The 13,448-nt window shown below is 66.4% G+C and carries 11 protein-coding genes and 1 tRNA gene; 8 read left to right on the top strand and 4 right to left on the bottom strand.

The features are described 5' to 3' along the window. Positions 1-37: 37 nt before the first annotated feature. The 4 genes from hutH to ada form a co-directional block, all read right to left on the bottom strand. Positions 38-1,600, bottom strand: a complete 1,563-nt coding sequence (gene hutH / locus ACFFJK_RS22610) for a histidine ammonia-lyase (protein ID WP_379681907.1) — start codon at positions 1,598-1,600, stop codon at positions 38-40. Between the two features lie 22 nt (positions 1,601-1,622). Further along, complete coding sequence (gene hutU, locus ACFFJK_RS22605) at positions 1,623-3,326, bottom strand: urocanate hydratase (protein WP_379681906.1); 1,704 nt, start codon at positions 3,324-3,326, stop codon at positions 1,623-1,625. 177 nt (positions 3,327-3,503) lie between these two features. After that, positions 3,504-5,174, bottom strand: a complete 1,671-nt coding sequence (locus ACFFJK_RS22600; protein WP_379681905.1) for an amidohydrolase — start codon at positions 5,172-5,174, stop codon at positions 3,504-3,506. A 138-nt stretch (positions 5,175-5,312) separates the two neighbouring features. Further along, positions 5,313-6,389 (bottom strand): bifunctional DNA-binding transcriptional regulator/O6-methylguanine-DNA methyltransferase Ada, encoded by a 1,077-nt coding sequence (gene ada / locus ACFFJK_RS22595; RefSeq protein WP_379681904.1) that lies wholly within the window; start codon positions 6,387-6,389, stop codon positions 5,313-5,315. A gap of 188 nt (positions 6,390-6,577) precedes the next feature. Between ada and hutC the strand changes: the two genes are divergently transcribed. The 8 genes from hutC to ACFFJK_RS22555 all read left to right on the top strand — a co-directional run bounded on the left by hutC (position 6,578) and on the right by ACFFJK_RS22555 (position 13,016). Next, positions 6,578-7,294: a histidine utilization transcriptional repressor HutC gene (gene hutC / locus ACFFJK_RS22590; protein WP_379681903.1), complete on the top strand. Its 717-nt coding sequence runs from the start codon at positions 6,578-6,580 to the stop codon at positions 7,292-7,294. Positions 7,295-7,409: 115 nt separating this feature from the next. Then, positions 7,410-7,811 (top strand): response regulator, encoded by a 402-nt coding sequence (locus ACFFJK_RS22585; protein ID WP_379681902.1) that lies wholly within the window; start codon positions 7,410-7,412, stop codon positions 7,809-7,811. A 220-nt stretch (positions 7,812-8,031) separates the two neighbouring features. After that, the gene (gene trxA, locus ACFFJK_RS22580; RefSeq protein ID WP_379681901.1) at positions 8,032-8,358 is read left to right on the top strand and encodes a thioredoxin TrxA; all 327 of its coding nucleotides are present in this window, start codon (positions 8,032-8,034) and stop codon (positions 8,356-8,358) included. A 141-nt stretch (positions 8,359-8,499) separates the two neighbouring features. Continuing rightward, the gene (rho, locus tag ACFFJK_RS22575; RefSeq protein WP_005665081.1) at positions 8,500-9,762 is read left to right on the top strand and encodes a transcription termination factor Rho; all 1,263 of its coding nucleotides are present in this window, start codon (positions 8,500-8,502) and stop codon (positions 9,760-9,762) included. Positions 9,763-9,986: 224 nt separating this feature from the next. Further along, positions 9,987-10,256, top strand: a complete 270-nt coding sequence (locus ACFFJK_RS22570) for a type B 50S ribosomal protein L31 (RefSeq protein ID WP_379681900.1) — start codon at positions 9,987-9,989, stop codon at positions 10,254-10,256. A gap of 156 nt (positions 10,257-10,412) precedes the next feature. Next, on the top strand, positions 10,413-12,134 hold the full coding sequence (locus ACFFJK_RS22565) for an ArnT family glycosyltransferase (protein ID WP_379681899.1): 1,722 nt from the start codon (positions 10,413-10,415) through the stop codon (positions 12,132-12,134). A 240-nt stretch (positions 12,135-12,374) separates the two neighbouring features. After that, positions 12,375-12,842: a hypothetical protein gene (locus tag ACFFJK_RS22560; RefSeq protein ID WP_379681898.1), complete on the top strand. Its 468-nt coding sequence runs from the start codon at positions 12,375-12,377 to the stop codon at positions 12,840-12,842. Positions 12,843-12,931: 89 nt separating this feature from the next. Then, positions 12,932-13,016, top strand: a tRNA-Leu gene (locus ACFFJK_RS22555). The last annotated feature ends 432 nt before the right edge of the window (positions 13,017-13,448 follow it).

The following is a 13,448-nucleotide window of genomic DNA, read 5'->3' as shown; positions in this document are numbered from 1 at the left end:
TGTGTAGGGTTAAGGATGCAACATTAAGCATGTAACGTTAAGGATGTAATACCGCGAACAGTTCCTTGCACGAGGCCGACAGCTCGCCGTCCACGACCATCTGGCGCGCGGCCTCGATGTCCGGGGCGAAGAAGCGGTCGGCGTCGTACGGCGCCACCCGCGCACGCAGTTGGGCGTGAACATGCTCGAGGTGCGCCGAGCTTTGCAGCGGACGGTGGAACTCGATGCCCTGCGCCGCCGCCAGCAGTTCGATGCCGACGATGACCGACGTATTGTGCGCCATCTGGGCCAGACGGCGCGCCGCGAAGGTGGCCATGCTGACGTGGTCTTCCTGGTTGGCCGAGGTCGGCAGGCTGTCGACGCTGGCCGGGTGCGCCAGGGACTTGTTTTCCGAGGCCAGCGCGGCGGCGGTGACGTGGGCGATCATGAAGCCGGAATTCAGGCCCGGCTCGCGCACCAGGAAGGCCGGCAGGCCGGACAGGTTGGCGTCGATCAGCAGCGCGATGCGGCGTTCGGACAGCGCGCCGATCTCGGCGATCGCCAGCGCCAGGGTGTCGGCGGCAAAGGCGACCGGCTCGGCGTGGAAGTTGCCGCCCGAGATGATCGCACCGTCCTCGGGAGCGCCCGCCGCGGGGAACAGGAGCGGGTTGTCGGTGACCGCGTTCGACTCGATCAGGAGGGTGCGGCCGGCATTGGCGATCAGGTCCATCACGGCGCCCATCACCTGCGGCTGGCAGCGCAGGCTGTACGGGTCCTGCACGCGTTCGTCGCCCACCAGGTGCGAAGCGCGAATGGCGCTGCCCTTGACCAGTTCGCGGTAGATGCCAGCCGCGGCGATCTGGCCCGGCTGGCCGCGCACCGCATGGATGCGGGCATCGAAAGGCGCGTCGCTGCCGCGCGCGGCATCGACCGACAGCGCGCCGGCCACCATGCCCGCTTCCAGCACGCGCTCGGCCATGAACAGGCCGTGCAGGGCCAGCGCGGTCGAGACCTGGGTGCCGTTGATGAGCGCCAGACCCTCCTTGGCGGCCAGGGTCACCGGTTCGATGCCGGCGGCGCGCAGCGCCTCTGCTGCGTCCACCAGTTCGCCCTTGTAGCGTACCGGGCCCACGCCCAGCATCGCCAGCGTCATGTGCGCCAGCGGCGCCAGGTCGCCCGAGGCGCCGACCGAACCTTGCGCCGGGATCGCCGGCATGATGCCCGCGTTGTACAGGGCCAGCAGGGTCTCGATGATCAGCGGACGCACGCCGGAGTAGCCGCGCGCCAGGCTGCCGATCTTGGTCAGCAGGATCAGGCGCACGACGGCGTCCGACAGCAGCTCGCCGGTGCCCACTGCATGCGACAGGATCAGGTTGCGCTGCAGCGCCGCCAGCTGGTCGTTCGGGATGTGGGCCTTGGCCAGGATGCCGAAGCCGGTGTTGATGCCGTAGGCCGGGTCGCCCTTGGCCGTGATCCGGTCGACCAGGGCGCAGGACGCCTCGACCGCTGCCCACGCTTCGGATGCGAGGGCGAGCGGCACGGGGCCGGCCCAGACGGCGCGCAGGTCGCGCAGGGCCAGCTGGCCGGGTTGCAGGGTGATGCCTTGATGCGAATTGTTCATGCTTGGTACCTGGCTAAATGCCTTACTTGATCATCGGGAGGTTCAGGCCATTGCGCTTGGCCGTGTCGATTGCGCTTTCGTAGCCGGCATCCGCGTGGCGCATCACGCCCGAGCCGCTGTCGTTGACCAGCACGCGCGCCAGGCGTTTCGCGGCCGCGTCGGTACCATCGGCAACGATGACGACGCCCGAGTGCTGCGAGTAGCCCATGCCGACGCCGCCGCCGTGGTGCAGCGACACCCAGGTGGCGCCGCCCGCCGTATTGAGCAGGGCGTTCAGGAGCGGCCAGTCCGACACCGCGTCGGTGCCGTCGCGCATGGCCTCGGTTTCGCGGTTCGGGCTCGCCACCGAGCCGGTGTCGAGGTGGTCGCGGCCGATCACGATCGGCGCCTTCAGCTCGCCCGTGCGCACCATTTCGTTGAAGGCCAGGCCGGCCAGGTGGCGCTCGCCCAGGCCCAGCCAGCAGATGCGCGCCGGCAGGCCCTGGAAGGCAATGCGTTCGCGCGCCATGTCGAGCCAGCGGTGCACCCGCGCGTGGTGCGGGAACAGCTCCTTGATCTTGGCGTCGGTTTTATGGATGTCTTCCGGGTCCCCCGACAGCGCCACCCAGCGGAACGGGCCGCGCCCTTCGCAGAACTGCGGACGGATGTAGGCCGGCACGAAACCCGGGAAGTCGAAGGCGTTCTCGACACCCTCGTCCTTGGCCACCTGGCGGATGTTGTTGCCGTAGTCGACGGCGTGGGCGCCCATGGCCTTGAAGTCGAGGATGGCGCGCACGTGCACGGCGCAGGATGCCGCCGCCGCGCTCTTGAGACGCGCATGCTGGGCCGGGTCCTGCTGGGCGGCCTTCCACTCCTCGACGCTCCAGCCGGAAGGCAGGTAGCCGTTGATCAGGTCGTGGGCCGAGGTCTGGTCGGTGACCAGGTCGGGCACCATGCCCCCGGCTTTGGCTCGGCGCACCAGTTCCGGCAGCACGTCGGCCGCATTGCCGAGCAGGCCGATGGAAACGGCTTCGCGTTTGCCGGTATGCTCCTTGACCATCGCCAGCGCCTCGTCGATATCCTTCGCCTGCTTGTCGAGGTAGCGGGTGCGCAGGCGGAAGTCGATGCTGCTCTGCTGGCATTCGATGTTCAGCGAGACCGCGCCGGCAAAGGTCGCGGCCAGCGGCTGCGCGCCGCCCATGCCGCCCAGGCCGGCGGTAAGGATCCAGCGGCCCGCCATGTCGCCGCCGAAGTGCTGGCGGCCGGCTTCGGCGAAGGTTTCGTAGGTGCCCTGCACGATACCCTGCGTGCCGATGTAGATCCAGCTGCCTGCCGTCATCTGGCCGTACATGAACAGGCCCTTGCGGTCCAGCTCATTGAAGTGCTCCCAGTCGGCCCACTTGGGCACCAGGTTGGAGTTCGCCAGCAGCACGCGCGGCGCGTCCGCATGGGTGCGGAAAACGCCGACCGGCTTGCCGGACTGGATCAGGAGGGTTTCGTCGTCTTCCAGTGCGCGCAGCGAAGCCAGGATCTGGTCATAGCACTCCCAGTTGCGCGCGGCGCGGCCGATGCCGCCGTAGACCACGAGCGCCTGCGGGTTCTCCGCGACCTCGGCGTCGAGATTGTTCTGGATCATGCGGTAGGCGGCTTCGGTCAGCCAGCTCTTGCAGGCGAGTTCGCTGCCGCGTGGCGCGCGGATCACGCGCGATGGATCGAAGCGGGGGTCAATGGGCATCGGTGAGTTCATGGCGGCTCCTGGGTTGGAAATGGCGCGCGTGAAGTCCGCGCACCATGTGCAGCAATGAGTCTAGGTTGTCTATACAACCAAGTCAATCCATTTGTTCGACTGCCTTGATGCCTTTGTAGGGTGGCCGGCTCCGCCGGCCACCCTGCAGCGTCCGTCGACGCATCCGTACCGACCGGATCACTTCTTGAATACCTGCTTCCCGCCCACCCAGGTCTCCAGCACGCCGGTCTTGAAGATGTCGTAGGTCGGCATGCGGAACAGGTCGCGGTCGATCACGATGAAGTCGGCGTGCTTGCCCGGCTCCAGCGAGCCGACGCTGTTCTCCCGGTGGCCGGCATAGGCCGCATCCAGCGTGAAGCAGCGGAAGGCTTCCTTGAGCGACATCGCCTGGTCCGGGTACCAGCCCGCCACCGGCTGGCCTGCGTGGTCCATGCGGGTGACGGCGGCGTGGATGCCGAAGAAGGGGTTCGGCGACTCCACCGGGAAGTCCGAACCGCAGGCGATGCGCGAACCCTGGCGCAGGAAGCTGCGCCAGGCATAGGCGCCCTTGATGCGCTCCGGGCCGACGCGGCTCTCGGCCATGTTCTTGTCCGAGGTCGCATGGGTCGGCTGCATCGACGGGATGATGCCGATCGCCTTGAAGCGCGGGATGTCCGCGATCGACACGACCTGTGCGTGCTCGATGCGGTGGCGCTGGGCGGCACTCTTGGTGGCTGCGACGCGCTTCTGGTAGATGTCGAGGAGCTGCTTGTTGCCGGCGTCGCCGATGGCATGCACATTCAGCTGGTAGCCCTTGCGCATGGCCTTGGTCATCATGGCGTCCATCTGCGCGGTCTTGAAGAACAGCAGGCCGTGCGAATGCGGCTCGTCGCTGTAGGGCTTGATCAGCGCGGCGCCGCGGCTGCCCAGCGCGCCGTCCGAGTAAAGCTTCACGGCGCGCAGCGCGTACACGCCGTCGCCATAATCGAGGAGCGGGCCGTTTTTTGCCAACTGGTCAAAATCCTTGTCGGTACCGCCGATCATGCCGTAGACGCGCGCGGTGAGCTTGCCGCTGTCGGCGTAGGCACGGTACAAGCGGTCTTCCGCCACGCCGACGCCGGCATCGTGCACGCTGGTCAGGCCGACGCGCGCCAGTTCCTGCAGCGAGCGCTCCAGCATGGCGCGCCCTTCGGCCTCGGTTTGCGCCGGCATCACCTTGGTGACGAGTTCCTGCGCCGCGTCGATCAGCACGCCGGTGGCATCGCCGTTCGCGTCGCGCACGATCTTGCCGCCGGCCGGGTCCGGGGTGGTCCTGGTGATGCCGGCCAGCGCCAGCGTGCGGCTGTTGGCCCAGCCCGCGTGGCCGTCCACGCGTTCCAGCCATACCGGGCGATCGGACACGACGGCATCCAGTTCCGCGGCGGTCGGGAAGCGGCCCAGCTTCCAGTTTTCCTGGTTCCAGCCACGGCCGCGGATCCACGCATGGCCGGCGTTCGCCTTCGCATACGCCGCGATGGTGCGCGTCGCGTCCTGCAAGGACGTGGTGGCCGACAGGTCGAGCTGGGTCAGTTGCTGGCCCAGGCCGAACACGTGGCCGTGGGCGTCGACCAGGCCCGGCAGCACGGTACGGCCCTGCATGTCCACCTGGCGCGCGCCCGGCGCTTTCGCCGTCACCTCGGCGGCGCTGCCGACTGCGGTGATGCGGCCCTTGTCGTCGAAGGCCAGTGCGCTGAACTGCACCAGGTCGCCCTTGCTGTTCAGGGTATAGCCGTTGGCATTGGTGATGACCGTGTCGGCATGGGCGACCGGCAGGACGCCGAGGGCGGCCAGGACGATCAGGGAAGACAAGGGATTCTTACGCGCGCGCATTCGTTCGTTTCTCCGTTTTTTGTGTGGGTGTCCGCGCTTCGTGGGCGCGGCACCGGGAAGTGTATAGGAATGCAGGCGAGGGGCAAAGCTTGCCCATGACGCGCAACGAAGATGGTCCCGAATGTGCCAGCCGCGGCGTCACCGTCCGGCCTCGCGGTCGAGCAGCGTGCGCTTGCGCTCGATGCCCCAGCGGTAGCCGGACAGCGCACCGTCGAGGCGCACCACGCGGTGGCAGGGAATCGCCACCGCCACCGGATTCGCCGCGCAGGCGCCGGCCACGGCGCGTGCCCCGCCGGGCAGGCCGACGCGCTCGGCCAGCTCCGCATAGCTGACGGTGGAACCGGCCGGGATGGCGCGCAGCGCTTCCCACACGCGGCGCTGGAAGGCGGTGCCGCGTACGTCGAGCGGCAGGTCGAGCCCGATGCGCGGCGCTTCCACGAAAGCGAGCACCTGCGCCACCGTGCGCTCGAAGCCGGGCTCGGCGCCGACCAGGTCGGCACGCGGGAACCGCTCCTGCAAGTCGCGCAGGAGCGGTTCCGGTTCGTCGCCGATCAGGATCGCGCAGATGCCGCGCGGCGTGCTCGCCACCAGGATCGCGCCGAGCGAGCACGCCGCGACGGCGAAGCGGATGGTCTCGCCCCGTCCGCCCGCGCGGTAGCGCCCCGGCGTCATCCCCAGCGTGTCGGCACTGGCTTCGTACAGGCGCCCGCTCGACCCGTAGCCGGCCTCGTACAGCGCATCGGTGACGCTCGCTGCCGTTGCCAGCCCGTGCTGCAGGCGTGCCGTGCGGCGCGCGCCGGCGTAGGCTTTCGGCGTGATGCCGGTATGCGCCTTGAAGATGCGGTGGAAGTGGAAGCGGCTGATGCCCACGGCCTGCGCCAGGCTGTCCAGGCACGGGGCCTGGTCGGACGAAGCCGCGGCCTCGTCGATGAGGCGGCAGGCCTGCGCCACCGCGGCGGCCTGGCGCTCGGCCAGGGGCGGCAGCGCCGGCTCGCAGCGCCGGCAGGGGCGGAAACCCGCGCCTTCCGCTTCCGCGCAACTGGCGTGGAAGGCGACATTGGCGCGCAGCGCCGTGCGCGACGGGCACGAGGGCCGGCAGTACACGCCGGTGCTGCGCACCGAATAGTAGAACTGGCCGTCGGCGTCGCGGTCGCGGCGCTGCACGGCGGCCCAGCGCGCTTCGTCGGTGTCGTACAAGCTGGTCATGGCGTCCATGGCGGAGTCCTTGGCAAGGTCAGGATGGGAGCGGACAATGTGGAAGCAGAAGATGGACGCATCATAGCGGCCCCTCCTCCCGGCGGCACTCCGGGGCTTGCTTTCGAATTGCGATGCCGTGGCGATGCTAGAATCCCGGTGCGCGGCAGGCCTGCCGCGCACGGCCCCATGCCTTCCCGGAGAGTAGTTTGGAAGAACCGATCGCGCAAGACAGCACCCCCATTTTCCAGCGAATCAAGGATTACCTGGTCGGCGAGATCGCGTCCGGCCGCTGGAAGGAAGGCGACCTGGTGCCGTCCGAGCAGGCGCTGGTGCGCCAGTTCGGCGTCTCGCGCATGACGGTCAACCGCGCCGTGCGCGAACTGACGGCCGAGCAGGTGCTGGTGCGGCGCCAGGGTTCGGGCACCTACGTGGCGCCGCAGAAGTACCAGGCGACGCTGGTCGAGATCCGCAACATTGCCGACGAGATCCGCGCGCGCGGCCGCGCCCACCGCAGCCACCTGCGCCTGCTGCGCGCCGAGATCGCCACGGACGAGCTGGCCGCCGAGTTCGAGCTGGCGCCCGGCGAGGCACTCTACCATTCCATCATCGTCCACTTCGAGAACGACGTGCCGATCCAGGTGGAAGACCGCTGGGTCAACCCGGCCTGTGCCCCGGCCTACCTGGAACAGGATTACACCACCATCACCCCGAACGAGCACCTGATGGCCGCCGCCCCGCTGCAGGGCGCCACCTACGGCATCGAGGCCCAGCCGGCGCCGCGGGAGGTGGCCGTCATGCTGGGCATCGGCGAAGGCCTGCCCTGCCTGGTGCTGCATCGCCGCACCACATCGGGCGGACGGGTGGCATCGGTCGTCACGATGTGGCATCCTGGTCACCTGGCGCGGTTTACCGGGAGTGTCTGACGCTGTTGCGCCACGCCCGCAACGCTCCCGCAACATCAACTGTTCAATATCTCGCCGGAAGTGGAAAACTTCGCCATAATGGCTTTCTCCTGACGCAGCCCACGCTCTTTCGACCATGACGCCCCTGTCCTCGCCCGCACCGCACGCTGCGCCTCCGCGCGTCCTGCTGCTCGATGACGACCGCTTCATGCTGGAGCTGCTGCGCGACATGCTCGACGGCGTCGGTCCGTTCGAGGTCCATGCCGAGCTCGACGCCCGAAGCGCGCTGGCGCTGCTGCCGCGCCATGCGCCGGACTACGTGATCTGCGACCTGGCCATGCCCGAGATGGACGGCATCGAATTCCTGCAGGCCGCCGCCGGCCAGGGCTTCGCGGGCAAGATCATCCTGGTTTCCGCCCTTGCGGACGGGGTGCGCGACGCCGCCACCGACCTGGCGCGTGCCCTGGGATTGCAGGTGGCCGGCGCCTTCCGCAAGCCGCTGGCGCTCGACCAGCTGCGCCGCGCGGTGCAATGTTAAGATTTTGTACAAACCTCCCCACACTTTTTAAAAAAATGGGGTATTATTCGGCACATCCCCGCCTGACACCCCCTTGCCGTCCTTCCATATTGTTTTTGCACACAGTGCCTCCACCATTGTGTAGCAGCTATTATTAGCAATGCACGGAAGCCGGCCGGGACCTAGCAGGATCGGCTTGTCCGCCAGGCGTTAATTGATCCTTACCTCTTTTGAGGAACCTATGAGCGAAAATATCAAACACATCAGCGATGCAAACTTCGATGCCGAGGTGCTCAAGTCCGAGCTCCCGGTCCTGGTCGACTTCTGGGCCGAGTGGTGCGGTCCGTGCAAGATGATTGCCCCGATCCTGGAAGAAGTAGCCCAGCAGTACGCAGGCAAGCTGGTGGTGGCGAAAGTCGACGTGGACGCGAACCAGGCCGTGCCGGCCCAGTTCGGTATCCGCGGCATCCCGACCCTGATCCTGTTCAAGAACGGTGAAGCGGCTGCCCAGAAGGTCGGCGCCATGGCCAAGGGCCAGCTGGTTCAGTTTATCGACAGCAACATCTGATACTGATACCATGAGCGGCGGCAGCGCGCCCGCGCTGTCGTCATTGTCGGGAAGCCTACCGGCTCCGGTGCTTCCCAACTACTAACCCACGTAGTTCCCTCCCCTACCTTTACTTTCCCGTCACGGGACACCCACACAAACATGCATTTATCTGAACTGAAGGCAATGCACGTCTCCGCGCTGCTGGAGATGGCCATCGGCCTCGACATCGACAACGCAGCCCGCCTGCGCAAACAGGAACTGATGTTCGCGATCCTGAAGAAGCGCGCCAAGCAGGGCGAACAGATCTTCGGCGACGGCGCCCTCGAAGTGCTGCCGGACGGCTTCGGCTTCCTGCGCTCGCCTGACGCCAGCTACATGGCATCGACCGACGACATCTACATCTCGCCGTCGCAGATCCGCCGGTTCAACTTGCATACGGGTGACTCGATCGAAGGCGAAGTACGTACGCCGAAGGACGGCGAGCGTTACTTTGCGCTGGTAAAGGTGGACAAGGTCAACGGCGAATCGCCGGAAGCCTCGAAGCACCGCATCCTGTTCGAAAACCTGACCCCGCTGCACCCGAACGAGCCGCTGCGCCTCGAGCGCGACATGAACGGCGCCGAGAACATCACCGGCCGTATCGTCGACCTGATCTCGCCGATCGGCAAGGGCCAGCGCGGCCTGCTGGTGGCCTCGCCGAAGTCCGGCAAATCGGTCATGCTGCAGCACATCGCCCACGCCATCACCGCCAACCATCCGGACGTGACCCTGATCGTCCTCCTGATCGACGAGCGTCCGGAAGAAGTGACGGAAATGCAGCGTTCGGTGCGCGGCGAAGTGGTCGCCTCGACCTTCGACGAACCGGCCACCCGCCACGTGCAGGTTGCCGAGATGGTGCTGGAAAAGGCCAAGCGCCTGGTCGAGATGAAGAAGGACGTCGTGATCCTGCTGGACTCGATCACCCGCCTGGCGCGTGCCTACAACACCGTGATCCCGGCTTCGGGCAAGGTGCTGACCGGCGGTGTGGATGCCAACGCGCTGCAGCGTCCGAAGCGCTTCTTCGGCGCCGCCCGTAACGTCGAGGAAGGCGGCTCGCTGACCATCGTCGCCACCGCCCTGATCGAGACCGGCTCGCGCATGGACGACGTGATCTACGAGGAATTCAAGGGCACCGGCAACATGGAAGTGCACCTCGAGCGCCGCCTGGCCGAGAAGCGCGTCTATCCGGCAATCAACCTGAACAAGTCGGGCACGCGCCGCGAGGAACTCCTGATCAAGCCGGACCAGCTGCAGAAGATCTGGATCCTGCGCAAGCTGCTGTACTCGATGGACGAGATCGAGGCGATGGAGTTCATCCTCGACAAGATGCGCGCGACCAAGAACAATGTCGAATTCTTTGACATGATGCGCCGCGGCGGCTAATGCACCAATAAGCCGACGCAGCAATCGCGCGAACGGGCGGCCTGCGGGCCGCCTTTTTCATTCCCGCCCACCCTAGGTACCAGGCAAGGTTGCCTTGCCGCGCCGGCCGTTCTATAATCGACGGTTCAGTACATTCAACCCCTGGCAAGTGATCGGCAATCGGGTCAAGGAGCAGGTCGACCGACGAAGTGCCGTTTGGCTACCAACTTAGAGAAAGCACCATCATGAAGACCGATACCCATCCGGATTACCGCGAAGTCCTGTTCCACGACGTGTCGTGCGACTTCAAGTTCATCACCCGTTCGACCATCAACACCCGCGAAACCGGTACCTACGAAGGTAAGGAATACCCGCTGGTGAAGATCGAAGTTTCGGCTGAATCGCACCCGTTCTACACCGGCAAGCACAAGATCGTCGACACCGCCGGCCGCGTCGAGAAGTTCCGCCAGAAGTTCGGTGCGGTCGGCTCGAAGACCTCGGTCGCCAACGGCTGATTCGCCAACGCACCACGCAAGCACCGGGCCGCAGCGCCCGGGTTGCCAGAAAAGAAGCCGGTTCACCGGCTTTTCAAAAAGAAGCCGCCTCCCCGGCTTCTTTTTTTTTTCGCGTCTATACTACGCGACTATTATCTTGCCGCAACAGACTGACCGATGAAACCCGTCCGACTTCCTGCCGCCGCCACACTGGCGCTGCCCCGCTGGGCCCTGCTCGCGCTGGGCATGCTGTACATCCTGCCGGGCCTGATCGGCCGCCACCCGTGGAAGGAAGACGCCGGCAGCTTCGGCATCATGTGGACGATGGCGCACGGCGGCCTGGACGACTGGCTGTACCCGAACATCGCCGGCCTGGCCAGTGCCGAGGAAGGGCCGCTGGCCTTCTGGCTCGGCGCGCTGTGCATCAAGCTGTTCGGCTGGATCCTGGGTGACGTGCTGGCCGCGCGCGTGTCGACCATCGGCATCTTCGTGACCGGCGCGATGTCGCTCTGGTACACCGCGTTCCACCTGGGACGCCGCGCGGAGGCCCAGCCGCTGCGCCTGGCCTTCGGCGGCCAGCCCGAACCCGACGACTACGGGCGCACCCTCGGCGACACCGCCGTCCTGATCTACCTCGGCTGCCTCGGCCTGCTGGTGCAGAGCCACCTGACCCTGGCGGCCACCCTGCAGGGCGCCCTGCTCGCCTACTTCCTGTACCGCGCCGTGCGCTATGTCGAGCACACCTCCACGCGCAATGCCGTGCTGGTCGGCCTGTCGCTCGGCGCCCTGGCACTCACGCGCGGCATCATGCCGCCGTTCGTGCTGGTGCTGGCGCTGTTCGCCTGCACCCGCTACCTGAACCTGCCGACCGCCGAGACCCTGCGCCACCTGGGCATCGCATCGGGTGTCGGATTTCTTATCACCCTGCTCTGGATCCTGCCGGCGGCAATCGTCCAGCCCTACGGCCTGTCGCCGGTCGGCGAATGGCTGGACTGGAACGCGAGCCAGATCGGCCTGCCGGGATGGACCTCGCTGAAGGGTTACTTCCGCATCGGCATCTGGTTCTTCTGGCCGGCGTGGCCGTTCGCCCTGTGGGCGATCTGGGCCTGGCGCCGCCAGGACAACCTGCTGCACATCGTGCTGCCGGTGACCTTCTTCATCGCGCTCACGCTGCTCATGCTGTGCGACCCGGATCCGGAAAACGGCGACTTCCTCAAGATGCTGGCCCCGCTGGCGCTGATGGCCGCCTTCGGCCTGCCGACCATGAAGCGCGGCGCCATCAACGCGATCGACTGGTTCTCGGTGATGGTGCTGACCATCCTCGGCGCGCTCATCTGGCTGTTCTGGATCGCCAAGCTCACCGGCTGGCCGGCCCAGCTGGCCAAGAACGCGCTCAAGCTGGTGCCCGGGTTCAAGCCGGAATTCGGCATCATCGCCTTCCTGGTGGCCGCGGCGACCAGCATCGGCTGGATCATGCTGGTCCACTGGCGCCTGTCGCGCCAGCCTTCCGTGCTGTGGCGCGCCGTGGTGCTGTCCTCGAGCGGCCTGATCCTGCTGTGGGTGCTCCTGATGACGCTGTTCCTCCCGGACCTCAACTACAGCAAGAGCTACGCCGGCGTGGCCCAGCAGATCGCGGCGCGCCTGCCGCATGACGCCGATTGCATCGACACGAATGTCGGCCCGGCCCAGCGCGCCTCGTTCGCCTACTTCGGCCGCCTGCCCTTCGCCACGCTGGCGGGCGAACGCTGCAACTATGTACTGCTGCAGGACAGCATCCGGAATCGCAACGACGACGACCTGGCGCGCCGCCACGGCGTGCGCGGCGCCGCCGTGCTGTGGGAAGGCCGGCGCGCCTCCGACCGCGACGAACGCTTCCGCCTGTTCCGCCGCCAGCGCTGACCAAAGCTTTCCCCGCATAAAAGCCGCCCGCCTCATCGCGGGCGGCTTTTTTCTTTCTGGCACGATTCCTGCATGTATTTTTCCATCAGTGCGCGGCAAGCCGGCCTGATGTGAGAATCTATATGCGTATGGCGGTGCGTTTGTGGGGGCTCAATTACTCCCGGGGGTTGGCGTTCAGAATGAAGCTGGTCGCTTTTTCAACGGACCCAACCAGTCGATCAGCGCTGCAAGGAGAGACTTATGAAAAGCGTTACCTTGTCTGAAATCGTCAGGATCCACGAGCGACCGTTCTTCCTTGGCCGTTGCGCCACCTGGCGACAACTGCTGCCATGGGCGCTGACCCTGGCGCTGGGTCTGCCGCTCCTCATGCTGGCCCTGCACCTCATCGATCCGGGCACGCCACTGCCCTTCATCGTGCTGCCGGCACTTGTCGGCGGCCTGCTGCCGATGATGATGATGGGCCCCGGCCGCTTCGAGATGAACACCCGTTTCGATGCCCGCTACATGATCAACACGCTGGACGAGGCCTTGACCTCGCTGGGCTACTGCCGCACCGCCTCCGGCCCCGACCGCATCAGCTATTTCCGTCCGCGGCCGTGGCTGCGCGGGCGCGAAGGCGCGATCGTCGTGGCCGTGCAGCCGCATGCGCTGGAGGTCGTGGGTCCGGTGGGCAGCCTGCGCCTGCTGCAGCAGCGCATCGCGTGCTGAGCATGGCATGCCCCGGCGCGCATTCTCCTGCGACACGTGGCACTGGTCAGTAACACAAACCATGTGCTAAGATGCGCGCCTGCTATTGGGCCTCTGTGGCGGAATTGGTAGACGCACTTGACTCAAAATCAAGCGCCGAAAGGCGTGCCGGTTCGATTCCGGCCGGAGGCACCAACAATACCCAACGCAGCACACCGCATTATCCCGCTTCCTAAGCAAAACAAGCACTTGGGAAGCGCGGCAGGCCCGAGGGCTCTCGACACTTTCCGGCATTTCACCGCTTTATCTCCCCGCTCATTACGCACGTTTTGCGTAATAACTACGCACGGAACACTCGGCAGGAATTTAAAGCGTGGCTTCATATGCAGAGCGGGCGGGCTGCTGGCGGGCCCAGATGCGATCCAGGGCGTCCGAGATCCAAGGTAATGTCAACGAAAGCCGAGGCGATCGCCTGGGCGACTGCACGCGAGGCCGAAATCCGTGCCGGCAAGTGACCGGAATCCAAGTAGGGCGGACGGGTTGGCGATGTCTTCGACCGCTACGAAAACAAGGTGCCAACCACGAAGCACGGACATTGGTTCGAGCTGCTTCGCCTCGCTGCGACCG

The organism is Massilia consociata (assembly GCF_042432755.1).
Lineage (GTDB): Bacteria > Pseudomonadota > Gammaproteobacteria > Burkholderiales > Burkholderiaceae_D > Telluria > Telluria consociata.
This window is presented reverse-complemented; position numbering and strand designations above follow the sequence as displayed.